Below are 26,329 nucleotides of genomic sequence, written 5' to 3'. Positions count from 1 at the left end.
ATGTTATCGTGCATAAATCACCGCTTCAGCTCTTTGGCAGAAGCTCATAGAGTTCTTCCGTCGCCCCCACCGCGGGGCGCAAACCGGAAGCCCCTGAATCATGTCTGTTCCCTTTCCCCGCCACGCCGTTATCCGCGAAGTCGGATTGCGCGATGGCCTGCAGAGCATCCGCACCATCCTGCCCACGGCCAGCAAGGAAGCGTGGATTCGCGGCGCCTACGCGGCCGGCCTGCGTGAGCTGGAAGTCGGCTCGTTCGTGCCCGCGCACCTGCTGCCGCAACTGGCCGATACCGCGCAGCTGGTCGCGTTCGCGCGCACGCTGCCGGGCCTGTTCGTCTCAGTGCTGGTGCCCAACCTGCGCGGCGCGCAGGATGCGCTGGCCAGCGGTGCGGACCTGATGCTCGTGCCGCTGTCGGCCAGCCATGCGCACAGCCTGGCCAACCTGCGCAAGACGCCGGACGAGGTGGTGGCGGAAGTCGCCCGCATCCGCGCCGCGCGCGATGCCAGCGGCGCGAAGACGCTGATAGAGGGCGGTGTCGGCACCGCGTTCGGCTGCACGCTGCAGGGCCATGTCGATCCCGATGAAGTGCTGCGCCTGATGCAGGCGCTGCTCGATGCCGGCGCCGACCGCGTCAGCCTGGCCGATACCGTCGGCTATGCCGACCCGCGCATGGTGCGCGAGCTGTTTGCGCGCGCCGTCGATATCGCCGGCGATCGCTTCTGGTGCGGCCATTTCCACGATACCCGCGGGCTTGGCCTGGCCAACGTCCACGCGGCGCTGGAAACCGGCGTGAGCCGCTTTGACGCTTGCCTGGCCGGCATCGGCGGCTGCCCGCACGCGCCCGGCGCCAGCGGCAATGTCACGACCGAAGACCTGGCCTACATGCTCGGCAGCATGGGCATCGACACCGGCATCGATATCGGCCGCCTGCTGGCGCTGCGTGAAGACGTGGCTGGCTGGCTCAAGGACGAAACCCTGCACGGCACGCTGTGGCGCGCCGGCCTGCCCAAGACCTTCCCGGCCCAGCACGCTGGCGCCGCTGCCTGAGACGCAAGATGACCCAAGACAACAGAAACTCCCTGCCGCTGGCCGGCATCCGCGTGGTCGAATTCACGCATATGGTGATGGGCCCCACCTGCGGCATGATCCTGGCCGACCTGGGCGCCGAAGTGATCAAGGTAGAGCCGCCCGGCGGCGACAAGACGCGCAACCTGCCGGGCCTGGGCATCGGCTTCTTCCGCGCCTTCAACCGCAACAAGAAGAGCGTGGTGCTGGACATCACCACCGAGGAAGGGCGCGCCGCCGCGGCCGAGCTGGCGGGCCAGAGCGACGTGCTGCTGGAGAACTTCCGGCCCGGCCTGATGCAGAAGCTGGGGCTGGACTACGCCACGCTGTCGCGCGACTACCCGCACCTGATCTACGTCTCGCACAAGGGCTTCCTGCCCGGCCCGTACGAGAACCGGCTGGCGCTGGACGAGGTGGTGCAGATGATGGGCGGCCTGTCCTACATGACCGGCCCAAGCGGGCGTCCGCTGCGCGCGGGCACCTCGGTCAACGACATCATGGGCGGCATGTTCGGCGCCATCGGCGTGCTGGCCGCGCTGCGCGAGCGCGACCGCACCGGGCGCGGCCAGGAGATCCAGAGCGCGCTGTTCGAGAACTGCGTGTTCCTCGCCTCGCAGCATATGCAGCAGTTTGCAATGACCGGCGAGGCGCCGCCGCCGATGCCGTCGCGCGTGTCGGCGTGGAGCGTGTATGACGTCTTCACGCTGGCCGGCGACGAGCAGCTGTTTATCGGCGCCGTCAGCGACAAGCAGTTCGTGACGTTGTGCCAGGTGCTGGAGCACCCGGAGCTTCTCGACAAGCCCGAGTACGTCAGCAATGCCTCGCGCGTGGCGGTGCGTCCGCAACTGCTCGATGAGCTGGGCGCAATCCTGCGCCACCACCGCAGCGCAGAACTGGCGCCCAAGCTCGAAGCCGCCGGCATCCCGTATGCGCCGATCGTGCGCCCGGACCAGTTGCTCGACGATCCGCACCTGCTTGCCAGCGGCGGGCTGGTGCCGATGCAGGCCGACGATGGCTCGACCACGCCCACGGTGCTGCTGCCGCTGCTGATGGGCGGGCGCCGCCCGGGCGTGCGGCGGCCGCTGCCTAGGGCCGGCGAGCACAACGAAGAGATCCTGTCGCAGCTCGGCCAGGGCCGCAACGGCTGAGCGGTACCACGACGGGCATGCCGCGGCACAGCGGCAGCCCGCAAAGATCCTACGATAACGATACGGAGACAACCCCATGCACCCCCGTCGCATCCTTCTCAAGTCAGGGCTGGCGCTGGCCGCCACCATGGCCGCCGCGCTGGCCGCGCCCGGCATCGGCGCGCTCGCGCAGGGCAGCACCGGCAAGCCGGTGCGCCTGATCCTGCCGATCAGCGCCGGCTCCGGCGTGGACACCATCGCGCGCGCGGCCGGTCCGGCCCTGGGCAAGGCCTTTGGCCAGCCGGTGGTGATCGAGAACCTGCCCGGCGCCGGCGGCATCACCGGGGCCGCGGCCGTGGTCAAGGCGCAGCCGGACGGCAGCACGCTCGGGCTGGTCTCGAACAACCATGTCATCAACCCGAGCGTGTTCCGCACGATGCCGTTCGATGCCATCAAGGACATCACCCCGATCAGCGTGATCGGCACCACGCCGCTGGTGCTTGTCGTGAATCCCAAGGTGCCGGCAAGGAACGTGAAGGAACTGGTGGCGCTGCTCAAGGCCAAGCCCGACGGCTACAACTACGGGTCGTCCGGCAATGGCACCATCATCCACCTGGCCGGGGAGATGTTTCTGGACGAGGCCGGCGTGAGTGCGCGCCATGTGCCGTACAAGGGCACCGGGCCGATGATGAACGACCTGATCGCCGGACAGGTGGAGCTGGGCGTGGTCGCGCTCAACGCAGTGGCGCCGCACCTGAAGGCCGGCACGCTGCGTGCGATCGGCGTGTGCGGCGACAAGCGCTCGGCCGCCGCGCCGGACATCCCCACCATCGCCGAACAAGGCTTGCCCCGCTACAACGTCGCCGGCTGGTTTGCCGTGGTCGGCCCCGCCGGCATGCCCCCGGCAGAGGTCAAGCGCGTGCATGACGCATTTGCCAGGGCCTTCACCTCGCCCGAAGTGCTGGAAGCCATGAAGAAGCAGGCCACCGTGATCGAGCCCGGCACACCCGAGGCAGCCGCCAGTTTCTTCCGCAGCGAGGCCACGCGCTACGCCGCCCTGGTGAAGAAGGCCAACGTCAAGGTCGAATAGCGACGGCTGGGCTGAACCATCGGGCACGGCCTGCAGGCCGCGCGGCGAACGCCTAGAATGCAGCATCGCCCCCGTGACGATGCCCTGCAGGAGGACGCGCCATGACCGACAAGCCAGTCAGGATCCCCGGCCCCGACCACCCGATCACCATCACGCCGACTGCCGGCAGGGTGGTGGTCAGGGTGGCGGGCATTGCCATTGCAGACAGCGACGCGGCGCTGACCCTGCAAGAGGCGACCTACCCACCGGTGCAGTACATCCCGCGCGAGCATGTCGACATGACGCAGCTGGAGCGTACAGCGCACACGACGTACTGCCCATACAAGGGCGATTGCAGCTATTTCTCCATCCCCGCCGGCGGCGAGCGCGCGCGCAATGCGGTGTGGAGCTACGAGACGCCTTACCCCGCGGTGGCGGCGATCGCCTCGCACCTGGCCTTCTACCCCGACCGCGTCGACAGCATCGAGATCCTCGGCGCCTGAGCGCGCGCGCCGCCTGGCATGGCGGCAATAGCCATCTGCGGATTCGGCACGCCCCATGTGCTGGACATAGTCAGCGCCCTAGGGGCCGAGTGCCGCGTCGATCATGGCCACGGCCAGCCCGACCAGTAGCGCAACCGCCGACGCGATGAACCATCGCACGGTCTTGCGGTACTCATCCACTGCATCGTCCTCGATGCGCAGCGCGCGATAGAGCGCCACGATCTGCAGCGACACCGCGGCCAGCAGCGATACCGCGGCGAACAGCGCGCGCAGGTTCCAGTGGCCGGGACTCTCGAAGCCCCAGAATCGCCAGAACGCCAGCGAGAAGCCGAGCAGCACTGTGATCGCGGTAATGATGCCCTGGCGGTAGCCGTTGGGCACCAGTTGCGGCGCGGGCTTGGGCGCAGCCGCTGGCTCGGGGGCATTCATCTGGCGCCTCCATGATAGTTTTGCGCGGCCGCAGTCCGAGCCGACAGCCCTGCCGCTACGCCGCGGGCTCAGCTTCGGTTCTCCGGCAACTGCACCACGGCCAACGTGGCATCGGCAGTACCGATGACCCTGCTGACATGCCCTTTGCCCGTGGTGTCTTCCAGCAGCAGGGCACTGCCCGCCGACAGCGGCCGCAGCTCGCCATCGCTGGCTTCGAACTCCATTGCCCCCGCCAACACGAAGATCCACATGCGCAGCGGCGACGGGTGCAGTGCTCCCACCCAGCCGGCCGGCACCAGCAGGAAGCCCTGGCGCGCGGCCTCGTCCAGCGGCGACACCCAGAAGGCGCGCGCGGGCGGTGCGAACAGGCGCTCGGTGATGGCAACGGAAAGGGGGCCAAAGTGGGATTCGCCGTCGGCATCCGCGAAAAGCCGTTCGAAGGCCAGCGGTGGACGGGCGGTTGTGACGGGTTCGGCAGTGACAGCCATGGCGGACCTCCCTGCGGCGCGTTGCGCGCGGCATTGTTATGCAGCCAGTCTAGGCTGCCGGGCGCGGAGTGCAATGCCGGTCACGGGGCGCGCGCTGGTGCCCCGCACCGTGCGTCAACCCTTGCTGAAGATGCTGTAGAAGTCCGGCGTGCCGCTGTCGGGCACGCTCAGGTCGAGCGAACCCTCGATGTGTTCCAGGTGTTCCGCCATCAACGCGCTGGCGCGCGCGGCGTCGCGCTGCTCGATGGCGTCGATCAGCTGGCGGTGCTCATGCTCGGCGCAGGCCGGCGCGCCGGGGCGGTCGTACAGCGTGATGATGAGGCAGGTCAGCGACACCATCTCGCGGATCAGCTTTTCGAGGATGGCATTGCCGGCCATCTCGGCCAGCAGGATATGGAATTCTCCTGACAGGCGGATCATCGCGGCGCGGTCGCCGCGTGCGCGCGCGTTGTCTTCTTCCATCGCGTGGCGGCGCAGGCTGCGGACCTTGGCCGGCGTGGCACGCTGGGCCAGTTCGGCTGCCAGCGCGGGCTCGACCACGCGGCGTGCCTGGAACACCTCGCGCGCCTCGTCCACCGTGGGGCTGGAGACAAAGGCGCCGCGGTTGGGTACCAGCGTGACCAGCTTCTCATGCGCCAGGCGCGCGAAGACCTGGCGGATACGCGCCCGGCTGGCGCCGGTCACTTCGCACAGCCGTTCCTCCACCAGCTTGGTGCCGGCCAGCAGGCGGTGCTCCATGATCGCGGTCAGCAGGCTCAGGTAGATCGCCTCGGTGGCGGAAGCCTCGCTGGTGGTGGCCTCCGGGCCGGCACTTTCCTCCGGCGCGGCATTGGCGGTGGCCTTGGGTGCCGTTTTCAGTGTTGCCTTGGACGCGGGCCGGCGCGGCGTTTTTGCTGCGGTGCCGGGCGCCGCCTTCTTCGATGTGGTTGCCATATCAGGGGACGGACATTCAGCCTGTCGCCGGAAATGGCGACGAAAGACGGCTATATCGTACACAAATATGGCGACACGGGCGGCATTTGTCAGGCCGGGGCAACTTCCTCGCGCATCGTGCCCGCGGCTGCGAACGGGTGCACCTGCGCCCAATGCCGGGCGATGTCGACACGGCGGCAGATCCACACCTTGTCGTGTCCCTGCACATAGTCGAGGAAGCGCTGCAGCGCGCGGAAGCGGCCCGGGCGGCCGAGCAGGCGGCAGTGCATGCCGACCGACAGCATCTTGGGGCTGTCTTGTCCGCCGGGGTCGCCTTCGTCATACAAGACGTCGAACGCATCCTTCAGGTACTGGAAGAATTGTTCGCCGGTATTGAAGCCCTGCGGCGTGGCAAAGCGCATGTCGTTGGAGTCGAGCGTGTACGGCACCACCAGGTGCGGCTTCTTCTTGCCGCCGGTGACTTCGACTTCGGTCCAGAAGGGCAGGTCGTCGCCGTAGTAGTCCGAGTCGTACAGGAGGCCGCCGTGCTCCACCACCAGGCGGCGCGTGTTGGGGCTGTCGCGGCCGGTGTACCAGCCCAGCGGCAACTCGCCGGTCAGGTCCTTGATGATCTGCATGCCGATGCGCATGTGCTCGCGCTCGGTGGCTTCGTCGATGCCCTGGTAGTGGATCCAGCGCCAGCCGTGGCAGGCGATCTCATGGCCCAGTTCGACAAAGGCGCGGGTCAGTTCAGGATGGCGCTGCAGCGCCATCGACACGCCGAAGATGGTCAGCGGCAGGCCACGCTTCTCGAACTCGCGCAGCAGGCGCCAGACGCCGGCACGCGAGCCGTATTCGTAGATGCCCTCCATGCTCATGTGGCGGTCGGGGTAGGCCGCGGCGCCGACGATCTCGGAGAGGAACTGCTCGGAGGCGGCGTCGCCGTGCAGCACGCAGTTTTCGCCGCCTTCTTCGTAGTTGAGGACGAACTGCACCGCAACGCGCGCGCCGCCCGGCCAGCGGGCGTGCGGCGGCCGGGCGCCGTAACCGATGAGATCGCGTGGATAGCGGGACTGGAGCATGGCGGTGGAGTCGGAAATGGATCGGGAAGTCATACGGTTCAGTTCAACGCATAAGGGGCCAGCATGCCCGCATACGCCTTGGGCAGCGGCCGCGCCCAGTCGCCGCGCTTGCTGGTGCCCAGTCGCACCGAGACCAGCGCCTCGGCCATCTTGACCGCGCACACCACGCCGTCGATCACCGGCGCGCCGATGGCGTCGGCGATCTCGTCGCACAAGTCGGTCATGCCGGCGCAGCCCAGCACGATGCATTCGCTGCGGTCTTCAACCAGCGCCTGGCGGCAGGCCTCGGTGATGATGCGGCGCGCGTCCGAGCCCGGGCGCTCCAGTTCCAGCACCGCCAGGTCGCAGGCGCGCACGTTGTTGCAGAAGCGCTTCATGCCGTAGCGCTCGGCCAGGTGCCAGGCGATATTGCAGGTGCGCGCAAGCGTGGTCACCACGCTGAAGCTGCTGCCGACCACGCTGGCCATATGCATGGCGGCCTCGGCAATGCCGATCACCGGCCCGCGCGCCACCTCGCGCGCCGCGTACAGGCCGGGGTCACCGAAGCAGGCAATGACGTAGCCGTCCACGCCTTCCTGCTCGCCGGCCAGGATCTCGTCGAGGATGCCGGGCACGGACAGCGCCTCGTCATAGTGGCTTTCGATGGAAGCCGGTCCCATGCGCGGGCTGACCGCGCTGATGCGCGTGCCCGGTGCCGCCACGGCGACGGCGCACTGCCTGATCTTGTCGGTCATGCTCTGGGTGGTATTGGGGTTGATGATCTTCAGCTTCATGGGCGCGGCTTTGCTAGGTGCGGTCGAAATCGTGCAGTCGAAAGAATGGTTCGGGGATCAGGCCTGGCTGGCGGCGCGGCTGCCGAAGTGGCCGGGCATCATGCGCAGCGCCAGTTGCCGGTACAGCACCAGCGCGATGCCCATGCCGATAAACCAGCTGTAGTTGGCCGCGGGCTGCCACGCCGGCACCACCACGCACAGGATCGGGATGATGGCCGCCGGGATCATGGTGGTCACCGCCGCCGGGTTGAAGCCGTTGCGGTACCAGTAGCGGCCGCGCGGGTTCAGCGTGTACAGGTCGTCGACGTCGATATGCTGGCGGCGCACCAGGTAGTAGTCGGCAATCAGGATGCCGAACAGCGGCCCGATGAAGGCGCCCAGCACGTCCAGCGTGTAGTGGATCACCGCCGGGTTGTTGTACAGGTTCCACGGCGTGATGAAGATCGAAGCCACGGCCGCGATCATGCCGCCGGTGCGCCAGCTGATGTGCTTGGGCGAGACGTTGGAGAAGTCGAATGCCGGCGAAACAAAGTTGGCGACGATATTGATGCCGATGGTGGCGGTCATGAAGGTGAACGCGCCCAGCAGCATGGCGAAGGTGCTGTCGATATGGCTGACGGTTTCCACCGGGTCGGTGATCAGCTTGCCGAACACCGGCAGCGTGGCCGAGGTCGTGATCACGGTCAGCAGCGAGAAACCCAGGAAGTTGACCGGCAGGCCCCAGAAGTTGCCACGCTTGACCGACTCGAAGTCTTTGGCATAGCGCGAGAAGTCGCCGAAGTTCAGCATCGGGCCGGAGAAATACGACACCACCAGCGCAATTGCGCTCAGCATTACCGGCACCGCTTCCCAGCCGGTGTACTTGACAAAGCTCAGCGTGAAATTGACGTTCTCCCAGCCGGCCTTGTTCACCAGCCAGATCGCCAGCGCGATCATCACCACATACACCGCCGGGCCAGCCCAGTCGATGAACTTGCGGATGGTCTCCATGCCGGTCCAGAACACCAGCGCTTGCAGCACCCACAGCACCATGAATGCGGCCCAGCCCAGCGTGGAGAGCCCGGCAAAGCCGTGCAGCTTCACGTCGGCATACGGCGCCAGCGCGGGGAAGAAGTGCAGCGCCAGCACCAGGAAGGCGCTGGAAGCCAGGTAGGTCTGGATGCCGTACCACGCCACTGCGATCAGCCCGCGGATCACCGCCGGGATATTGGCGCCGAGCACGCCGAACGAGGCCCGGCAGATCACCGGATAGGGCGTGCCGGTCACCTGGCTGGGCTTGGCCACCAGGTTGCAGAAGAACTGCACGATCAGGATGCCGACCAGCAGCGACACCAGCACCTGCCAACTGGTCAGCCCCAGCGCGAACAGGCTGCCGGCGGTGATGTAGCCGCCCACGCTGTGCACGTCCGACATCCAGAAGGCAAAGATGTTGTAGGTGCCCCAGGTCTGCTTGCGCAGCGGCGCCAGGTCCTCGTTGGTAAGGCGTTCGTCATAGCTCGGCTTGATCAGGGCGTTGCCGTGTGCGGCACCCCCCGCCTGCACCTGCGGTGCGTCTGCGGTCGTTGCGGTCGTTTGCATCATCTGAGTCTCCTGGCAGATGTGTGTCTTGACGATAGGCGACGTGCGGCCGTTGGGCTCTTTGGTGTGCGCCGATGGGAAGCTGGTTTCTGCTGTCTACTAAATTGTCTACAAAAGTTATTAAGTGTGTAGACGATGTTGTAGATCACGGATTGGTGATTGTCAACATTCGATTTCCCTGAAGTCGCCCCGGGGGCGGGAAGCCAGTTTTCGCTGAACCAAAAAAGAACCCCGCTCCGGAGAGCGGGGTTCTGCGAGGCATCGTTGCGTTCGGGTGAACCTCAATACGCAATCCTGGCCGTCAGGCTCACGCTGCGCGGATCGGCCGGCTGGATGTAGTTCTCATACTGGAAGCCCCAGTAGCGCTTGTTGGTCACGTTGTTCAGCGCGGCGCGCAGCGTCAGGTCCTTGCCGGCGACGCGGGTGTTGTAGCTCGCGCCGAGATTGAACACCGTGTAGCCGCCGGCCTCCAGCGTATTGCCCGCGTTCAGCTTGGTATTGCCGGTGTACTTGCCATCGACACCAAGGCGCAGGCCCGGTACGAACGGCACGCGGTAGCTGATGCGTCCGGCCAGCACCAGGTCAGGCGCACCGGCGACGCGCTTGCCGTTGTTGGCCATGCCCTTGTCGTAGTACGAGTCCAGGTACATCGCGCTCGCGCCGAATTCCCACTGCGAGCCCAGCCGGTACACGCCAGCCAGCTCCAGCCCCTGGTAGATCGAGGTGCCGTCCTGCTGGCGCGTCGGCACGCCGCCGTTGATGTTGTCGTACTCGGCGCCGCGCTCGATGCGGAAGGCGGCGGCGGTGGCGCTCCAGGCGGCTTGGTCGGCCTTGACGCCGATTTCATACTGCTTGCTGCGGATCGGGCTGAGCAACTGGCGTGCATTGGTGTAGCCATCCGGCACGATCGAGCCGGGCTCCAGCGCTTCCACGTAGCTGGCGTAGACCGTGGCCGTGGGCACCGGCTTGAACATCAGCGCCAGCGTGGGCGTGACCACGCCGTTCTTGCTGTAGCTGGAGGTCACCGGCACGTAGCCGTTCTGCTCGAAGTTGGTCACGCGCAGGCCGGCCAGCACCGACCAGCGCTCGCTCAGCTGCACGGTGTCGCTGGCGAACACCGACTTCTGCGTAATGTCGCTGTTGCGCACCTTGTTGAAGGCGGTCGAGCTGTAGTACGTGTTGGTATTGGGCTCGAAGATGTTGCCGGTGCCGATGACGGCGCCGAAGCCGTTGTTGTCATAGCGGTCGATCTGCTTCTGCCACGACAGGCCCGCTACCAACTGGTGCCCGAACGGCCCGGTGCGGAACTTGCCTTCCAGCATCGCCTGCCATTGCCCCACCTGCTGGTTCTGCGCGGTGTCGTAGCGCTGGTCGTTGTAGTCGCCGGCCTGGTTCAGCAGGTTGTAGGTGCTTTCGTTGCGGCTGCGGTTGACCTTGGTGAAGCTGTACTTGGTGCTGACCGCCCAGTCCGGATTGATCTGGTAGCGCAGGCCGGTGCTGTACAGCTGCAGGTTGGTGTTCAGGTGCTGGTCGGCACCGGCGAAGTTGCGGATGCGGCCGGACACCGCGGCCGGCAGGGCCGTGTCGCCGTAGCTCCACAGGCTGAACGACGGCATCTGGCCAGTGGCGCGGCGGTCCTGGTAGATCGAGTCGAAGGTCCACGTCAGGTCCCTGGTCAGGCGCGCATCCAGGCCCAGCGAGACGCTGTCGCGCTGGATATTGCGCGCGTTGTAGGGCGTGCCTTCCTCGTGCGTCACGTTCAGGCGGTAGCCGAACATATTGCTCGGGCCGGCGCGCCCGCCCAGGTCGACGTGCTCGCTCCAGACATTGGCGGCGCGGTAGCCCAGTTCGAACGAGGCGGTGAAGGTGTCGGTCGGCTTCTTGGTGACGTAGTTGACGATGCCGCCCGGGGTGGCAAAGCCGTACATGAAGCCCGGCAGCCCCTTGAGCAGTTCCACCTGCTCCATGTGCTCGTAGGGCAGCGTGATGCCGTAGGCCACGAACGGCAGCCCGTTGATCTTGAAGCCGTTCTGCCAGTCGATCTGCAGGCCGCGCACGCTCAGGTAGCTGGACCAGCTGTTGTAGCCATTGCCGTTGTCGCTGACCGACGCATCCATCGCAAACACATCGCCCAGCTTGGCCACCTGGCGGTCGGCCAGGTCTTCGCCGGTGACGATGGTGGTGGAGTACGGGGTGTCGAGCTGCGTGCGCGAGCCCAGCGCGCCGGTGCAGGCCTTTTTCTCAAGCTGCAGGCCGAAATCGTCGACCGCCGAGGCGCTGACGGTCACTGCAGGTAGTGATTGCGCATCCGCTGGCGCCGCGGCTTGCTGTGCCAGCGCGGCGGTTGCCGGAAAGCCGGCCAGGACGGCCAGTTGTGCCAGCGCGGCGAGGTGGCAGGGTTTGGGTGCGCGCAGGCGCGCGGCGCGAATGACTTGGCGGCTCATGAGGGACAACAGGAGGCAGGCGGGCCTGTATGTAAATACAAATGCGACTTATTCGCATTTGCGAAAAGCCGAATGATGCCTACGCTCGTTGCGGTGGTCAAGGTGTGGGAGGGGGTGTTGCGATGAAAGCAACGGTGGCTGGCGTAGCCGGTTCGCGCTAGCCTCCCTGCTCCCCTATCGATTGCTGGAGCCTGCCATGGTCATGTCGAACATTCGTGTCCGATTGACCTGCGAACCAAGGAAGAGGCTTCTGCCGTGCTGGAAGCAATGGGCCTGCCGGTGTCCGATGCAGTGCGCATGCTGCTGAAGCGCATAGCGACAGACAAGGCACTTCCTTTGGCGTTGATGACGCCAAATGCGGCGACTATTGGTGCGCTGAGGGAAGCGCGGGCCGGCGGGTTGCGCAGGTTCGAGTCGCTGGACGATCTAAGGGCCGATCTCTGTCGTGCAGGCGACTGATGCGGTCAGTTAGCTCCTCTCTCCCGCGTGCGGGAGAGAGGAGTGCTAGCCATGGCTAGCTGGTGAAATTCGCCGCGTGCGCGCGGGATGTCAGGGAAACGCTCAGCGCTTGCCGTCCTTCACGTACACCCGCTCACCCGCCACCCAGGTCTCCAGCACCTGGGTCTTCCAGATGTCGGCAGGCTTGGCCTTGAACAGATCCTGGTCGACCAGGATGAAGTCGGCCCACTTGCCGGCTTCGAGCGAGCCCAGCGTCTTCTCCTGGTGCTCGGCATAGGCCGCATCCAGCGTGAAGGCGCGGAATGCCTGCGGCAGGGTCATGGCCTCTTCCGGATGCCAGCCGCGGATCGGGCGGCCCTCATGGTCGGTGCGGGTCACCGCGGCGTGCAGGCCGTAGAACGGGTTGGCCGATTCCACCGGGAAGTCCGAGCCGCCCGCGATCACGGTGCCTTGCTTGAGCAGCGTCTGCCAGGCATAAGCGCCCTTGATGCGGTCCTTGCCGACGCGGTCCTCGGCCATGTTCATGTCGCTGGTGGCGTGCGTGGGCTGCATCGAGGCGATCAGGTCCAGCGTCTTGAAGCGCGGGATGTCCGGCAGCGCGATCACCTGCGCGTGCTCGACGCGGTTGCGCAACTGGCGCCCGCCCACATCCTTGTAGGCCGCTTCCATGGCATCCAGCACCTGGTGGTTGGTGGCATCGCCGATGGCGTGGATATTGACCTGGTAGCCGGACTTGATCGCGGTCTTGACGGCGGCCTGCATGGCTGCGTCGCTCATGAAGAGCAGGCCGCTGTGCACGTGGTCGTCCGAATACGGCGCCATCAGCGCGGCGCCGCGGCTGCCCAGGGCGCCGTCGCCGTACAGCTTGACCGCGCGCAGGTAGTAGCGGTCGTTGCCATAGCCCACCAGCGGCCCCTTGGCCGAAAGCGCCTTGAAGTCGTCGCCGGTGTCGCGGATCATGCCATAGATGCGCGTGGTCAGCTTGCCCTGGTCGGCGAACTCGCGGTAGATCTTGTCTTCGGCAACGGTCACGCCGGCGTCGCCCGCGGCGGTCAGGCCGAGCGCGTTCATGTGCGCCAGCGAGGCGGCCAGTGCGGCGCGGCGGTCGTCGTCGCTGTACGGCGGGATCACGCTGTTGACCAGCGCCATGGCCTTGTCGACCAGCACGCCGGTGGGGTTGCCGTCGGCGTCGCGCTCGATTCGCCCGCCGGCCGGGTCCCTGGTGTCGCGGGTGATGCCGGCGGCCTGCAGCGCCTTGGTGTTGAGCCACGCGGCGTGGCCGTCCACGCGCACCAGCCGCACCGGGCGGTCCGACACCGCCGCGTCCAGCTCGGACGCTGTCGGGAAGCGGCCCAGCTTCCAGTTCACCTGGTTCCAGCCATAGCCCAGCAGCCACTTGCGCTGCGGGTTCTTGTCGCCGTAGGCGCGGATCATGCCTTGCGCCTCGGCCAGGGTCCTGGTGCCGGACAGCGAGATCTCGGTGGTCTTGAAGCCCAGGCGGAACACATGGCCGTGGGCGTCGATCAGGCCCGGCAGCAGGGTCTTGCCCTGGCCGTCGATGCGTCTGGCATCGGGGTACTGCGCGCGCAGCGCGGCGGCGTCGCCGGTGGCCAGCACCTTGCCCTGGTCGAACACCAGGCCGGTGAAGCTGGTGATCTTGTCCTGCTTCAGGGTGTAGCCCTGCACCGATTCCACCAGTGTCGGCGCGGCATGCGCGGACAGGCTCAGTGCCATGCCGGCGCCAAGCGCCAGCATGCTCATGCGGATTGCTCTCTTCAAAGCGATGCTCCTTGTTGTTGTGCTTTCTTGCTTTTATGTACTGCTGCTTGTGAGCGCCCGGGAATGGCGCTTATTCACCGGTTGCCGGTACGGCGGCGCGCGCCGGGGCGGCATCGCGTCTGGCCGGCAGGGCGGGGAAATGCATCTCGGCATAGGACACGAAGCGCGTCTTGCGCGCAATGCGGTAGCCCAGCCAGATCAGGAGGAAGATCGGGATGCCGATATAGGTGGCGGCCACGCTGACCCAGTCGATCTTGCCGCTGGTGAAGGCCTGGTAGTTCTGGCCCAACGTGACGATCAGGCACAGCGCAAATGCGAAGACCGGCCCGTAGGGGAAGAACGGCGAGCGGTAAGGCAGCCGGTCCAGGTCCAGCCCCTGCGCGACAAAGCCCTTGCGGAAGCGGTAATGGCTGACCGCAATGCCCAGCCAGGCGATAAATCCGGTCATGCCGGACAGGTTCAGCAGCCACAGGTAGACCGACCGGCTTTCGAACAGCGAGGTGAGGAAGCACAGCGCGCCCACCGCGGTGGTGGCCAGCAGCGCCATCAGCGGCACCCCGTTGCGCGTCAGCTGCGCAAAAATGCGCGGCGCGCGGCCTTCGGTGGCCAGGTTGTACAGCATGCGGGTGGAGGCATACATGCCCGAGTTACCGGCCGACAGCACCGCGGTCAGGATCACCGCGTTCATCACGCCTGCCGCAAAGGCCAGGCCCGCATGGCGGAACACCAGCGTGAACGGGCTTACGCCCACGGTCTGCACGTCGTTCTTGAGCAGGTTCGGGTCGGTGTAGGGGACCAGGATGCCGATGATCAGGATCGCCAGCACATAGAACAGCAGGATGCGCCAGAACACCTGGCGCACCGCGCGCGGGATGTTTGTGGCGGGATCGGCCGATTCGCCGGCGGCGACACCGATCAGCTCGGTGCCCTGGAACGAGAAGCCGGCGATTATGGCCACGCCGATCAGCGCCGGCAGGCCGCCGACAAAGGGCGCATCCCCGATGGTCAGGTTGGCCAGCCCGTGCGTGGCCGATACATCGCCGCGCAGGATGCCGAAGATCATCAGCGTGCCGATGCCGATAAAGGCGATCACTGTCACCACCTTGACCAGCGCGCACCAGTACTCGGCCTCGCCGAAGCCGCGCACCGAGATCGCGTTGAGCAGGAACATCAGGCCCAGGAAGAGCGCGCTCCACAGCACGCCGGGCGTGTCGGGGAACCAGTACTGCATCACCAGCTGGGCCGCGGCCAGCTCCACCGCGATGGTCACCGCCCAGTTGTACCAGTAGTTCCAGCCGAGCGCGAAGCCGAAGCCTTCATCGACATAGCGCGCGCCATAGGTGGCGAACGAGCCCGACACCGGCATGTAGGCCGCCAGCTCGCCAAGGCTGGTCATCAGGAAATAGACCGTCGCTCCGATCAGGATATAGGCGGCCAGCGCGCCGCCGGGGCCGGCCTGCGCGATGGTGGCACCCGAGGCCACGAACAGCCCCGTGCCGATCGAGCCGCCGATGGCGATCATGGTGAGATGGCGTGCCCGCAGGGTGCGGCGCAGCGTCGGCGCGGGGGCGCCGGAAGAGATGGGCTGGGAAGGTTGGCTTGACATCAGGATCCGGTCTGGGCGCGCGTCAGGACTAAAGGCGCGAAGGGGGCGCAACTATGCCGGCATCGCCAAGAGGCGGCAAGCTGCGCCAAAGCGCCAGCCGCATGGGTCCCGGCGGCCCGCCGCCAGTGCCACCTCCCGGTTCTACCGGCCGGTATATTGGGCGGCATCATAAGAGAAATCGCTGTGCAGGGAAAGCCGCTGCGCGGGCCGTGCGCCGTCATATGTGCGGCATTCGCCGCGTGGTGCCTTGTTTGTCCATGAGGTGTAGGACAAACACCCGGCGTGGAACAGGAATGGCACCGCTGTTGCGGCCACGGCGCACGGTATATCGTGCGAAGTAGCAGGCGCTGCATGCCGGCCGGTGCGCGGAGCCAGCCCCATCCCATCCCGCCGCAGGGGGACCTCACGGATGTTCCAGACGCTCTGCCATGTCCCGTTCGATGCCCGGCCACTCAGTGCCGCGGGGCATGCGGGCGCCAGCCGCTGCCGGGGCCTGCGCCGGATGACGGCGCTGATGCTGGTGTCCGCGCTGGCGGCCGGGGTGCTGGCAGGGTGCGCCAGCCTGCCGGCCTCGGCGCAGCGCACCCCCTCGAGCGCTCCGGCCAGTACCGCCGATACCCCGCTGGGCAAGGTGCTGGCGCCGCGCCTGGCGCAGCGCCCCGGCGAGTCGCTGTTCTATCCGCTGTCGTCCGGGCCCGACGCGCTCGCTGCGCGGCTGGCGATGGCGCGTGCGGCGCAGCGCAGCCTGGACCTGCAGACCTATATCTTCGAGACCACCGGCACCGGCGCCGCCGTGCTGGGCGACATCCTCGACGCGGCCGACCGCGGCGTGCGCGTGCGCATGCTGCTCGACGACCTGCATACCGGCGGCATGGACCAGATCCTGTCGGCCATCGATTCGCATCCCAATATCGAAGTGCGCCTGTTCAATCCCTTTGCCAACCGCAGCGTGCGCTGGCTGGAAATGCTGGCCGGCTTCAAGCGGCTGGACCGGCGCATGCACAACAAGTCGATGACGGTGGACAACCAGATGTCGCTGGTGGGAGGGCGCAATATCGGCGATGCCTACTTCTCCGCGCGCACCGACATGGACTTCAGCGACCTCGATGTGCTGATTGCCGGACCGGCGGTGCCGCAGGTGTCGGCCGTGTTCGACGAATACTGGAACGACCAGTCCTCATATCCGGTGGTGGCGCTGATCCCGGCAGGCAAGGAAGCGCCGGTTGAGATGCGCAGCCTGCGCAAAGGTTTGGAGGCACGCGGCGACCAGGCCATCGCCAGTCCCTACGTGAAGGAATTGCTGGAGTCGGGCCTGGCCAAGAGCATCGAGAGCGGCCATATGCCTGCTTACAGCGGCAACGCAGTCGTGGTCTCCGATTCGGCCGCCAAGATCACGCACCAGACCGATGACGATCCCGGCTACGCCACCGCCCGGCTCGAGAAAATGATCAACGGCGCGCAGAAGGAAGTGCTGCTGATCTCGCCGTACTTCGTGCCGGACGACGACGGCGAGGCCTGGCTTATCGCGCTGGCAAAGCGCGGCATCCGCGTGCGCATCCTGACCAACTCGTTTGCCGCCACCGATGTCAGCCCGGTGCATGCCGGCTACGCCCCGCACCGGCTGGCCCTGGTGGCCGCGGGCGTAGAGCTGTACGAGCTCAAGCCCAGCGCCTACGCCGAACTGGCAAGCAGCGGCAAGGCCGCGCGCGGTTCACGCTCGCGCTCTTGGCTGTCGTCCAGCCGCGCCAGCCTGCACGCCAAGAACTACATCGTCGACCGGCGCCTGGTATTCATCGGCTCGCTCAACATGGACCCGCGCTCGGCCAAGCTCAATACCGAGATGGGCATCGTGCTGGACAGCCCCGCGCTGGCCGAGCGCATGATCAAGTCCACCGAGAACGCGCTGCTCGACATGACCTACCGCGTCGGGATGCAGACCGATGGCGACGGCGGCAACCGGCGCCTGACCTGGACCACGCGCGAGAAGGGGCAGCTCATGGTCTACGACAGCGAACCCGGCATGGGCCCGCTGCAGCATCTGGGCATCGGCGTGCTGCGCGTGCTCCCGATCAAGGAAGAACTGTAGCTGGCGCGCATCAACAATGCCTTCGACGAACTGCGCCGCGGCAAGCTGGTGCGTTCGGTGATCCTGTTCGATTTAGGGTCGCCGCCCACAGCGCCATTGTTCGCGCTGTGGGACAATCGCGGCGCACCGCAATGACGAGGCGCCGCATGAAGACAATCGAATGGAAGGACTGGGAGATTTTTTGCCGCGTGGTGGAAGGCGGCGGCTTCACCCAGGGAGCCGAGCTGGCCGAGGTACCCAAATCTTCCGCCAGCGCCGCGGTGGCGCGGCTGGAAAGCCAGCTTGGCATCCGCCTGTTCGAGCGCACCACGCGCCGCGTGCGCGTGACCGAACGCGGCCAGCGCCTGTATGAGCGCGTGGCGCCGCTGTTCGCCGAACTCCATGACATCAGTGCCGAGGCCACCTCGGACAGCGCCGAAGTCAGCGGCCTGCTGCGCATCTCCACCCCTTATGAAGTCGGCTCCCAGCATTTGTCCGAAAGCCTGACGCGCGTGCTGCGCGCCCACCCGGGCCTGCGCGTGCAAGTCGATGTCAGCTGGGACCAGCCCGACCTGATCCGGCACGGCTACGACCTTGCGTTCGTGATGACCGACACCGCGCTGCACGACACCTCGTTCGCCAGCAAGCGCGTGGTGCTGATTGAACGCGCTTTCTATGCCGCGCCGGCACTGATCAAGGCGCGCGGGCTGCCGCGCACGCCGCAGGACCTGCAGGGCTGGCCGACGCTGGGCAACGCCGACGACCGGCACTGGGAGTTCCTGCGCGACGGCGTGGAGATTGCACGCCTGGATGTCGAGCCGCGCATCTGCACCCATAACGCCGAGCTGCGGCTCAAGGCGGCGCTCGACGGGCTGGGCGTGACGCGGCTGTCGCCGCGCTTCGTGCAGGATGCGGTCGGACAGGGGCAACTGGTGCGCGTGCTGCCGGGCTATGCCTCATCGCCGCTGAAGGTCTACGTGCTGATGCCGGCGCGCAAGCTCATGCCGGCCAGCGTGCGGCTGCTGCTGGACGTGCTGGAGCAGACGCTGGGGGTGCCGGAGGCGCGGCGCCCGGCCGGCAAGCGGAGGGAGAACGCTTAGCTGCCGCGGCCTCCGCTCGCAGGCATCGGTCAATAAGGCTGCTCGGCCGGCCGCACATCAAAGTGCAGCACTTCGGCAAGATCCAGCATCTCCTCATCATCCTCGCTGCGCGTGATCCAGCCGCCGTAGGCATCGCCGCCCGTATCCCAGTTCCACAGCGTATAGCCGGCCACGCGCAACTGGTTGTGCGCCAGCTCCATCAGTTCGGGCACGCTGGTGGTCTCCAGGAAGGCTTCTTCCTCGGGGTCATCGCTGCCCCAGTTGATCTCCAGGTCGATCCGTTCGCACAGCTGGTTCAGGCAGCCGATAAAGGACTGGGCATCCTTCCAGTCGACAAAGAACCCGGACTGCCAGTCGATGACCTCGCGGATCACCCACAGCAGTTCCTGGCCATCGGTGTCATCGTCCTCGGCATCGAGCAGGGCATCTTCAAACATCGACAGCTGCGCCGAGGTCTGCGCGCTGTCGCCAAGGTTGATCAGGGCGAAGAAACGCGCAATCGCGTCCTGCGTGTCGTCGTCCAGTGGTCTGGCCATCTACTTTCTCCTGTTGCTGCGGTCTTCTAGGCCGCGATGCGCATGATCTCGCGTTGGCCGGCCGGTGTCACGCGCAACGCGCGCGAGGTGCGCGTAGGCTCGACCCAGCCGCGCGCCAGCAGGCTGCCCAACAGCGCCGCGCCGAGCGCGCCGCCCAGATGCGGCTTGCGCTCACTCCAGTCCGGGCAGGTGCAGGCAAACTGGCGCCGCTTGCGCCGGGCGGCCTCCACATCCACGCCCAACCCTGCCAGCGCCTGCGCGCCGTCGCCGCTCAGGTCTACGCGCTGTCCGTCCAGCATCAGCCAGCCTGAATGCGTCATCCGCTCGAACAGGCCCACCGCGAGTTCTCCCGCAAGGTGGTCATAGCACGTACGCGCCTGGCGCAGCGCCGGTGGAGCGGTGCGCGATACCGGCACGTCGCGCAGCCGCGGCGGCTGGCTGGCCAGCGACGCCGAAGCCAGCGCCTCGATCGCCACGCCGATCTCCGGCGCGGCCAGGCGGTAGTAGCGGTTGCGCCCGCGCGTCTCGGCCACCAGCAGCCCGCCTTCGGTCAGCCGGGCCAGGTGGCCGCTGGTGGAAGAGGCCGACAGCCCCGCGATCAGCGCCAGCTCGCCGGCGGGCCGGGCGCTGCCGTCCATCAGGGCCCACAGCATGGCCGCGCGGCCGGGATCGGCGAGCAGACCGGCGAGGTGGCTGATGCCGGGCGTGTAATCCATGGTTTGGCTCCGGATGAAATGTGTCATGCGGAGTATAGGAGATGGGCGGGTCGTTGACCTCGGACATTCGCTGAGTCAGGCTTGGCGACATGTCTGGACTTAACACGATTGTTCTGCGCCGCCGAGCCAGACTTCGAAGAGGCTCCGGAGTGGGGAGATAAGGGATGCGACGAGAGCCAATTGAATGGCCGGCCTTCGGTGAAATAGTGGCTGCCATTAGCCGGAATAGTGATCTGCAACAGCTGCTGATAAATGCGGGGCTTGCAGCGTCGTGACGCGCAGTCGAAAAACGTGGAAGCGAAGATGGCTCGGGGGATCTGGTCAGGGGGAAACAACGAGCCTGTCAGATTTCTTGTGTGTTGAGGTCATGAGACGATATCGAAAGAAACGCCCTTATGACCGAAACAACAAGCATGACCAAGAAGAGCAAGAAATCGAGCGCGCCGAAGCTGTTTCCGGATGAGTTGATCGATCAACTACTGGCTCAGGTACAGAACAAGGACGCCGAGTCGATTCTCGGTGAATCAGGCTTGGCCGGCCTGCTCAAGAAGCAGTTGGCCGAGCGTATGCTTGCCGCCGAACTGACGCACCATCTGGCCAGCGAGGCCAAGCAAGGCAAGAGCGGCAATCACCGCAACGGCAGCAGTGCAAAGACCGTCATCACGCCCAACGGCGAGCTGGAACTGGACATTCCGCGCGACCGGCAAGCCACCTTCGAGCCGCAACTGGTCGCCAAGTACCAACGCCGGCTGTCCGGCTTCGACGACCACGTAATCAGCATGTATGCGCGCGGGATGAGCGTGCGTGAGATTCAGGGCCATTTGCAGGAACTGTATGGGCTGCAGGTCTCGCCTGACCTGATTTCCACCATCACCGACGAAGTGCTGGCCGAGGTCGAACAATGGCAGCAGCGTCCGCTGGAGGCGATGTACCCCATCGTCTACTTCGACGCGCTGCGCCTGAAGATCCGCGACGAAGGCACCGTCAGGAACAAGGCCGTCTACCTGGCCTTGGGTATCCGCGCCGACGGGCGCAAGGAGGTGCTCGGCCTGTGGATCGAGCAAACCGAGGGCGCCAAGTTCTGGCTCAAGGTCTTCAACGAGTTGAAGAACCGCGGCCTGGACGACATCCTGGTCGCCGTCGTCGACGGCCTGCGTGGCTTCCCCGAAGCGATCGAGGCCGTCTACCCCGGCGCGCAAATCCAGACCTGTATCGTCCACCTGATCCGCAACTCGCTGAACCTGGCGAGCTGGAAGGACCGCAAGGGCCTGGCGGCCGCGCTCAAGCCGATTTACCAGGCTGCCACGGCCGACGCCGCCGCCGGCGCGCTGCAGGCGTTCGCCGCCAGCGATTGGGGCCGCAAATTCCCCACGGTGACCGACATGTGGCGCCGCCAATGGGAGCAGGTCATCCCGTTCTTCGTCTACCCGCCCGAAGTGCGCAGGATCATCTACACGACCAACGCCATCGAAAGCATGCACATGCAGTTGCGCAAGATCGTCAAGAACCGAGGTCACTTCCCCAGCGACGAGGCGGCCAGCAAGCTGCTTTACCTGGCCTTGCGCAACATCGAGAAAGACTGGAAGATGCCGCCCATCACCTGGAAACAAGCGGCCAACCAGTTCGCCATTCTCTTCGGTGACCGCTTCACCAACGCCCTACGCTGAGATTTATTTAACCGACCTCAGCACACAGAATTCCTGACACCTCCGAAACAACTATCGCTATAGCGCCTCGCGGCGGCCAGTCAGGAACCAGGTATGCACTGCACCGACCCCCTTTGCCACGATGATGCCGCGTTCTTCGAACTGAAAGGATTCTCCCAATCGATTGCGAGTTGCGTCGGTAACTTGAATCCGTCCAGCCAGACTATGGGATTCCATCCGACTGGCAGTGTTGACGGCATCGCCCCATAAGTCGTAAATGAACTTGCGCTTACCGATAACGCCGGCCACGACCGATCCACTATTGATGCCAATTCGCATTCGGAGGTTATAGCCGGTGCGTCGATTGAACAGTCTGAGCGCGTCTATCATGTCCAGTGCCATGTCGGCAGCGCGGACAGCATGGTCAGAAACTGGTTCCGGTAGCCCAGCTGCTGCCATGTAAGCGTCCCCGATTGTCTTGATCTTCTCAAGTCCGCGACGATCCGCGATTGTGTCGAATTCGGTGAAGATCTCATTGAGCACTGCGACCAGGCGCTCGGCGCTCATGCCCACCGAGAAACGGGTGAATGCCACGATGTCCGCAAACAAGACCGTCACTTCCGGGAAGCTGTCGGCTATGACTTCAGGAATGCTGTTGGCTACGATTTCCGGACGTGCTTTCAGTCGTTCAGCTATCGGAGAGGGCAGCAGGTTCAAAAGCAGCCGCTCCGAAAGCGTCTGTTCGACCATGAGTCGATCGTAAAGACTCTGAAGTTCATCGCGCTGACGGCAGATTAGATCCCAGCTGGCTTGAAGCTCCTCGTTTTTCCGCGCAAGCGCTGCTTCGGTGCGCTTCTTTTCCGTGATGTTGCGCCCTTCAGGCAGCAGGAACACCACCTCGCCATCCGAATCTCTAATAGGTAATAGCGAGAAGTCGACAATGATCGTCTCCTCGCCCATCTTTTGGCCGTATACCTCGAAGTCACCGCGGACGAACTCGCCTTGGCCTGCGCGCCGGATCAGCTCTCGCAAGACGCGCTGGGTCTCCGGAGAGATGACCCACCATCTGGCCTCCCAGAATGGCATTCCGCGAATGTCATCCATTTGAATGCCGATTCCCTCGAGCGCTGCGCGATTGATCTCGAGCATCTTGCCGTCGACGTCTAGCAGGCCGACGAACTGGTACATTGCGTCCAGCATGATGCTTGCAAGCTTGGCTCGCTGGGTTTGGAAGTCGTCGTGTGCGGAAAGCGTTACATCTCGCACCTGAATTTGCGGGCTGGTCGAGAACAGCTGGCGGCTAATAAGGGCCATGCTTCACCTCTTCCGCTCCGCCGCAAATTCATACAGGAGTCAGCCTGACGGGCTGGCTTTCGACGGCAGGGCTTTTGCTATTGGAGCATATCTGCAACGGCGCGGCACGCCCTGACCGGCAGGCCACGTTGCCGTTCGCACCGAGGCGAAAATCAGCGCCGTCTTCTCGCATGGCTACAGAAGCACAGCACAGGGCCTCGCGGGCCCATTCCGTCAGAAAGCGGTGACCACCTTGACCCAGAATTTGTCGCCGCCAAACCGGTTCCTGGCATACGCTTCATGCTGCCATTGGGTGATGAAACTAGTTCCCTTGGCGTTGGTGTAGGAGACGCTGGGGCCGATAGCCAGCACCTCGCCGCGACGGCCACGGCTCCACACCCCAGGCACTTCTGGCACCACGGCGCCATTGAACTTGTCGTCCGTGACCTGTTTCAGGTAGTACCCGCTCAAGCCGACAGTCCACGGGCCGATGTGCTTGCCCAGGGCGTAATCGACGTGCAATTCCTGTCCGGACTGGTAGCTTCCTGTCATGCCGCCGAAGTTGGAGTCCTTGTTCTTCCCCTTAATGTTGTACATGAACTTGGCAGAGATTTCCCAGCCACTCTGGTTCAGCCAGGTGAATGCCGCAACTGGCTCGAAGGCCCAGTAGTTCGCGCCGATGCTGGCCCTGGGATCATTCTGGTCGTAGCGGCCCGTGGGCGCGTAGATGTCCAGACCCGTCGTGACATGCCAGTTCGCACCATGCCAGCCGAGCACTATCGGGTCGATCGTGATGTCACCCAAGCCGGTGGCGTTGCGACGGCCGCCCATCTGGGGCAAATTCATGGACTGGTAGACGAGCGGAACGATGGCCTGCATGCCCCAGCTCGCGCCAAGAAGCGTGATGTTGGTGACCTTCACCACCCGCAACGCGTCGAACCAGGCGTCAACCTTTGCAGGATTGCCGGCGATGTTTGCGTTGTCGCCGTTGCCGTCTTTGAGCTTACCGCCGTAATAGCCGGTGTAGTTGAGGAGATAGGTGCCGGGCGGGGGCAATGCTCCCGACATCCAGCTTTCAGCTCCATTGGGATACTGGTCTGCGCCCTCCTTTGCGAGCGCCTGATTGCCGACTAGCGCAAGCGAACCGGCCAGTACGGCCGAGATTGCTCGTTTCTTCACTTCGTTCTCCTCCTTTTTGTGGTGATGGGCGGGTTAGCGGAATATCAGCCGGGAATAAGAGCCAGGACGCGAAGCGGGCTGCCTGAACCGTCCTTGATCTTCAGCGGGGCGGCGACAATCAATGCACCCTGCGGCGGGAGTTGGTCGAGATTGGTCAGGCATTGCAGACCGTAGCGGTTGTTGCCATGCATGAGGTAATGGCACGGGAACGGTAACTCCCAGCCATAGGACTGGCCCGCGTCGGTGCCAATTGCTTCGACGCCAAATCCATGGACATCGCGCTGTTCAATCATCCACTGGACGACGCCCAGGTCAGGGCCGGGTGTGTGCATGCCGTCGTCACGCGCATTCAGGTACGCCTCGGGACTATTGCGCTTGGACCAGTCGGTGCGCATCAGGACCCAGGAGCGCGGAGGGATGCGGCCATGCCGTGCTTCCCAGGCTTTGACGGCGTCGACAGTGAGCAAGTAGTCCGGGTCTTCCGCGGCCTCCCTCGAGCAGTCGATGACGCAGGCGGTGGCGAAGAATTTTTCGGCAGGGATGGTGTCGGTCGTATTGTCCGGCAAGTCCTTACCAGAGATCCAATGGACTGGTGCGTCGAAGTGGGTCCCGGTATGTTCGCCGCAGGAGAAGTTATTCCAGTACCAGTTCGGTCCGCGATCGTCGTAGCGCGAGATGGTTTCTTGCCGGAAGGGCCAGGTCTGGCCCATCTCCGGAGGCAGCGAGATGGTCGGAAATTCAGAACTCAAGGTCTGCGTCAGATCCACCACGCGGATGCGGCCGGACAGCAACTCTGCTGCAAAGTGGGCGAGGCTGTTGCTCATGGTTGTTGTCTCCTGTGGTTGCTTCACTTATGAGTTAGATTTCGCCCGTTTCTTTGCGAGCGCGTTTGCGACGTGGTAACCGGAGGTACCGCCAAGACCGGGGCCTGGATGGGTCGAGGCGCCGATGTGGTGCAGATGTTTAACCGGGGTAGCGTGATCCTTGACGCCAGGGACCGGACGCCAGAACATGAACTGGTCGATGCTGCATTCGCCGGAATAGGGATCACCGCCGACGAGGTTGACGTTCATCGACTCAAGATCCGCCGGGGAGAGGACCGTACGCCCGACGACGCTCGCCTTGAGATTTGGAACCTGGCGAGCAATGCGGTCGATAATCCGGTCGGCGTAGCGCTCACGGAGTTCGGCGGTCCAGCGACCATCCGCGGGAACAGCGATCTCTCCAAGCGCATCGCCTTTGACTTGACGCGGACACTCCGGAACCTGAATCCAGAGCACCCAGCCTCCGGCCGGGCTTCTGGAAGGGTCAACAGCGCAAGGCTGGGCAACGCAAATCGTGCCTTCGGCTGGAAGCAGGCCTCGCTCTGCTTCGCTGACTGCCCTGGAGACACCGTCCAGACCCGAGGTAAGGTGCAGGTAGATGACGTCGCGCAGATGTTCTTGGGGCCAGTCCGGAGGGGCGGACAGCGCCAAATGGATCTGCATGTTCCCCTTGCCGTAGCGGTACTCGGCCGCCTGCTGACGTAGGCCAGGGGGAACGTGCTTGGCGGCCAGCAGCTTTCCGTAAAGCTGGCCGGGCGTGACGTTGCAGATGATCTCCTTGCCCATGAAAACGCGGTTGTCCCGCGTCCTAACGCCGCGCGCCGAGCCGCCCTCGACCAGGATGTCCTCGACGTCGGAATTGACGTGGAAAGCACCACCCCTGCTCTCGATGATTCTGCGGAAGGCGTCGACGGTACGGGCATTGCCTCCTTGGACGATAGGCAGGCCAACCGCCTCCAGCGTGAAGGCGACGACTTTTCCCATCAATGCAGACATGGCGCTTTCCGGGCCAAGGCCTGTATGCAGTACCCACGGCGCGAGCAGCGCCTGGACCAGGTCGGATTTGACCCGGGTCTCCAGCCAGCTGCGGCAACTCATCAGTGCAGGGGAAAAGAAGGCGACGGTGTCATGCACGCCTTGTTTCCACAGGCGGCCGGCCACGGTCTTTGCAACACCGGCACTCCACAGTTCGTTGCCAAGCAGCGAGAACACCAGGCCGGCGTTTTGCTCGACCTCTTGCATGGCGGCCTGAAAGGCATCACCGTCGCCGCTTGCCAGCGTATTGAATGTGCTGACATTGCGCTCACGGGACGTGCTCAGAACCAGCGAACGGTTATCGGGTAACAGTACGCCAGTGGGTGTACTGTTATTGCGGTAGCTGAGCCCTGCCTGATGAAGTTCATCCTTCAGCTCCGCGTAGCCTGGCGACGTGACAAACAGCGGATGTGCCGTGGACAACGTGTCGTGGAGATAGCCCGGTGCATTCAGGGCCTCCGTGCGAATGCATCCGCCCAGCGTGCTATTGCGTTCCAGCACGCAGACACGCTTGCCGCGTCTGGCTAGGACGGCAGCGCAGACGAGCGAATTGATACCACTGCCGACAATGACGGCGTCATACGTACTCATTGGATTATCCCGGGGGCAAGGATAAGAGA

At 65.1% G+C, this 26,329-nt stretch carries 23 protein-coding genes; 8 read left to right on the top strand and 15 right to left on the bottom strand.

All coding sequences use genetic code 11. The features are described from left to right. The first annotated feature begins 100 nt into the window (after window positions 1-100). The 4 genes from KB879_RS17335 to KB879_RS17320 all read left to right on the top strand — a co-directional run bounded on the left by KB879_RS17335 (window position 101) and on the right by KB879_RS17320 (window position 3,765). On the top strand, window positions 101-1,048 hold the full coding sequence (locus KB879_RS17335; protein WP_013954010.1) for a hydroxymethylglutaryl-CoA lyase: 948 nt from the start codon (window positions 101-103) through the stop codon (window positions 1,046-1,048). Between the two features lie 8 nt (window positions 1,049-1,056). Then, a complete protein-coding gene (locus KB879_RS17330; protein WP_013954009.1) occupies window positions 1,057-2,214 on the top strand; it encodes a CaiB/BaiF CoA-transferase family protein in 1,158 nt (385 codons plus the stop codon). Between the two features lie 76 nt (window positions 2,215-2,290). After that, entirely contained in the window at window positions 2,291-3,283 is a 993-nt protein-coding gene (locus KB879_RS17325) for a tripartite tricarboxylate transporter substrate binding protein (RefSeq protein WP_153956594.1), read from the top strand. Window positions 3,284-3,384: 101 nt separating this feature from the next. Further along, window positions 3,385-3,765 carry a DUF427 domain-containing protein gene (locus KB879_RS17320; RefSeq protein ID WP_013954007.1) on the top strand — a complete coding sequence of 127 codons (381 nt, stop codon included), beginning with the start codon at window positions 3,385-3,387 and terminating at the stop codon, window positions 3,763-3,765. 78 nt (window positions 3,766-3,843) lie between these two features. Here KB879_RS17320 and KB879_RS17315 read toward each other — a convergent pair whose 3' ends face one another. The 7 genes from KB879_RS17315 to KB879_RS17285 all read right to left on the bottom strand — a co-directional run bounded on the left by KB879_RS17315 (window position 3,844) and on the right by KB879_RS17285 (window position 11,471). After that, entirely contained in the window at window positions 3,844-4,194 is a 351-nt protein-coding gene (locus KB879_RS17315; RefSeq protein ID WP_013954006.1) for a hypothetical protein, read from the bottom strand. A 68-nt stretch (window positions 4,195-4,262) separates the two neighbouring features. Beyond that, complete coding sequence (locus KB879_RS17310) at window positions 4,263-4,682, bottom strand: hypothetical protein (RefSeq protein ID WP_013954005.1); 420 nt, start codon at window positions 4,680-4,682, stop codon at window positions 4,263-4,265. Window positions 4,683-4,796: 114 nt separating this feature from the next. Then, on the bottom strand, window positions 4,797-5,615 hold the full coding sequence (locus KB879_RS17305) for a GntR family transcriptional regulator (RefSeq protein ID WP_211979488.1): 819 nt from the start codon (window positions 5,613-5,615) through the stop codon (window positions 4,797-4,799). A gap of 89 nt (window positions 5,616-5,704) precedes the next feature. Then, complete coding sequence (gene puuE, locus KB879_RS17300; RefSeq protein WP_211982227.1) at window positions 5,705-6,676, bottom strand: allantoinase PuuE; 972 nt, start codon at window positions 6,674-6,676, stop codon at window positions 5,705-5,707. 38 nt (window positions 6,677-6,714) lie between these two features. Then, window positions 6,715-7,449: an aspartate/glutamate racemase family protein gene (locus KB879_RS17295; RefSeq protein WP_013954002.1), complete on the bottom strand. Its 735-nt coding sequence runs from the start codon at window positions 7,447-7,449 to the stop codon at window positions 6,715-6,717. Window positions 7,450-7,506: 57 nt separating this feature from the next. Next, window positions 7,507-9,030 (bottom strand): NCS1 family nucleobase:cation symporter-1, encoded by a 1,524-nt coding sequence (locus KB879_RS17290; protein ID WP_013954001.1) that lies wholly within the window; start codon window positions 9,028-9,030, stop codon window positions 7,507-7,509. Between the two features lie 278 nt (window positions 9,031-9,308). Next, entirely contained in the window at window positions 9,309-11,471 is a 2,163-nt protein-coding gene (locus KB879_RS17285) for a TonB-dependent siderophore receptor (RefSeq protein WP_211979487.1), read from the bottom strand. A 222-nt stretch (window positions 11,472-11,693) separates the two neighbouring features. On the opposite strand from KB879_RS17285, the gene KB879_RS17280 reads away from it, so the two are divergent. Further along, a complete protein-coding gene (locus KB879_RS17280; protein ID WP_041228749.1) occupies window positions 11,694-11,930 on the top strand; it encodes a type II toxin-antitoxin system RelB/DinJ family antitoxin in 237 nt (78 codons plus the stop codon). Window positions 11,931-12,032: 102 nt separating this feature from the next. Here the strand turns inward: KB879_RS17280 and KB879_RS17275 are convergent, their stop codons facing one another. Then, window positions 12,033-13,709 carry an amidohydrolase gene (locus KB879_RS17275; protein WP_211979486.1) on the bottom strand — a complete coding sequence of 559 codons (1,677 nt, stop codon included), beginning with the start codon at window positions 13,707-13,709 and terminating at the stop codon, window positions 12,033-12,035. A 70-nt stretch (window positions 13,710-13,779) separates the two neighbouring features. Continuing rightward, entirely contained in the window at window positions 13,780-15,315 is a 1,536-nt protein-coding gene (locus tag KB879_RS17270) for an amino acid permease (RefSeq protein ID WP_211979485.1), read from the bottom strand. Window positions 15,316-15,724: 409 nt separating this feature from the next. Between KB879_RS17270 and KB879_RS17265 the strand changes: the two genes are divergently transcribed. Continuing rightward, on the top strand, window positions 15,725-17,401 hold the full coding sequence (locus tag KB879_RS17265) for a phospholipase D family protein (RefSeq protein ID WP_041228748.1): 1,677 nt from the start codon (window positions 15,725-15,727) through the stop codon (window positions 17,399-17,401). Window positions 17,402-17,547: 146 nt separating this feature from the next. Beyond that, window positions 17,548-18,480, top strand: a complete 933-nt coding sequence (locus KB879_RS17260; protein ID WP_013953995.1) for a LysR family transcriptional regulator — start codon at window positions 17,548-17,550, stop codon at window positions 18,478-18,480. 29 nt (window positions 18,481-18,509) lie between these two features. Here KB879_RS17260 and KB879_RS17255 read toward each other — a convergent pair whose 3' ends face one another. Both KB879_RS17255 and KB879_RS17250 read right to left on the bottom strand, forming a co-directional pair. Continuing rightward, a complete protein-coding gene (locus KB879_RS17255; protein ID WP_211979484.1) occupies window positions 18,510-19,016 on the bottom strand; it encodes a hypothetical protein in 507 nt (168 codons plus the stop codon). A 26-nt stretch (window positions 19,017-19,042) separates the two neighbouring features. Further along, the gene (locus KB879_RS17250) at window positions 19,043-19,732 is read right to left on the bottom strand and encodes a helix-turn-helix transcriptional regulator (protein WP_153956963.1); all 690 of its coding nucleotides are present in this window, start codon (window positions 19,730-19,732) and stop codon (window positions 19,043-19,045) included. Between the two features lie 413 nt (window positions 19,733-20,145). Here KB879_RS17250 and KB879_RS17245 point away from each other — a divergent pair, with 413 nt between their 5' ends. Beyond that, window positions 20,146-21,399 carry an IS256 family transposase gene (locus KB879_RS17245; protein WP_211982161.1) on the top strand — a complete coding sequence of 418 codons (1,254 nt, stop codon included), beginning with the start codon at window positions 20,146-20,148 and terminating at the stop codon, window positions 21,397-21,399. 57 nt (window positions 21,400-21,456) lie between these two features. Here KB879_RS17245 and KB879_RS17240 read toward each other — a convergent pair whose 3' ends face one another. The 4 genes from KB879_RS17240 to KB879_RS17225 all read right to left on the bottom strand — a co-directional run bounded on the left by KB879_RS17240 (window position 21,457) and on the right by KB879_RS17225 (window position 26,300). Beyond that, on the bottom strand, window positions 21,457-22,692 hold the full coding sequence (locus tag KB879_RS17240) for an adenylate/guanylate cyclase domain-containing protein (RefSeq protein WP_211979483.1): 1,236 nt from the start codon (window positions 22,690-22,692) through the stop codon (window positions 21,457-21,459). 213 nt (window positions 22,693-22,905) lie between these two features. Next, the gene (locus KB879_RS17235) at window positions 22,906-23,850 is read right to left on the bottom strand and encodes a transporter (protein ID WP_249221143.1); all 945 of its coding nucleotides are present in this window, start codon (window positions 23,848-23,850) and stop codon (window positions 22,906-22,908) included. Window positions 23,851-23,894: 44 nt separating this feature from the next. Then, window positions 23,895-24,674: a cyclase family protein gene (locus KB879_RS17230; RefSeq protein ID WP_153954089.1), complete on the bottom strand. Its 780-nt coding sequence runs from the start codon at window positions 24,672-24,674 to the stop codon at window positions 23,895-23,897. A 27-nt stretch (window positions 24,675-24,701) separates the two neighbouring features. After that, window positions 24,702-26,300, bottom strand: coding sequence for an NAD(P)/FAD-dependent oxidoreductase (locus KB879_RS17225; protein WP_211979482.1), 1,599 nt, complete (start codon window positions 26,298-26,300; stop codon window positions 24,702-24,704). Window positions 26,301-26,329: the final 29 nt, after the last annotated feature.

It is taken from the genome of Cupriavidus sp. KK10 (assembly GCF_018223725.1).
GTDB classification, from domain to species: domain Bacteria; phylum Pseudomonadota; class Gammaproteobacteria; order Burkholderiales; family Burkholderiaceae; genus Cupriavidus; species Cupriavidus necator.
Note: the sequence above shows the minus strand (reverse complement) of the source record. Positions and strands in the feature narration are given on the sequence as shown.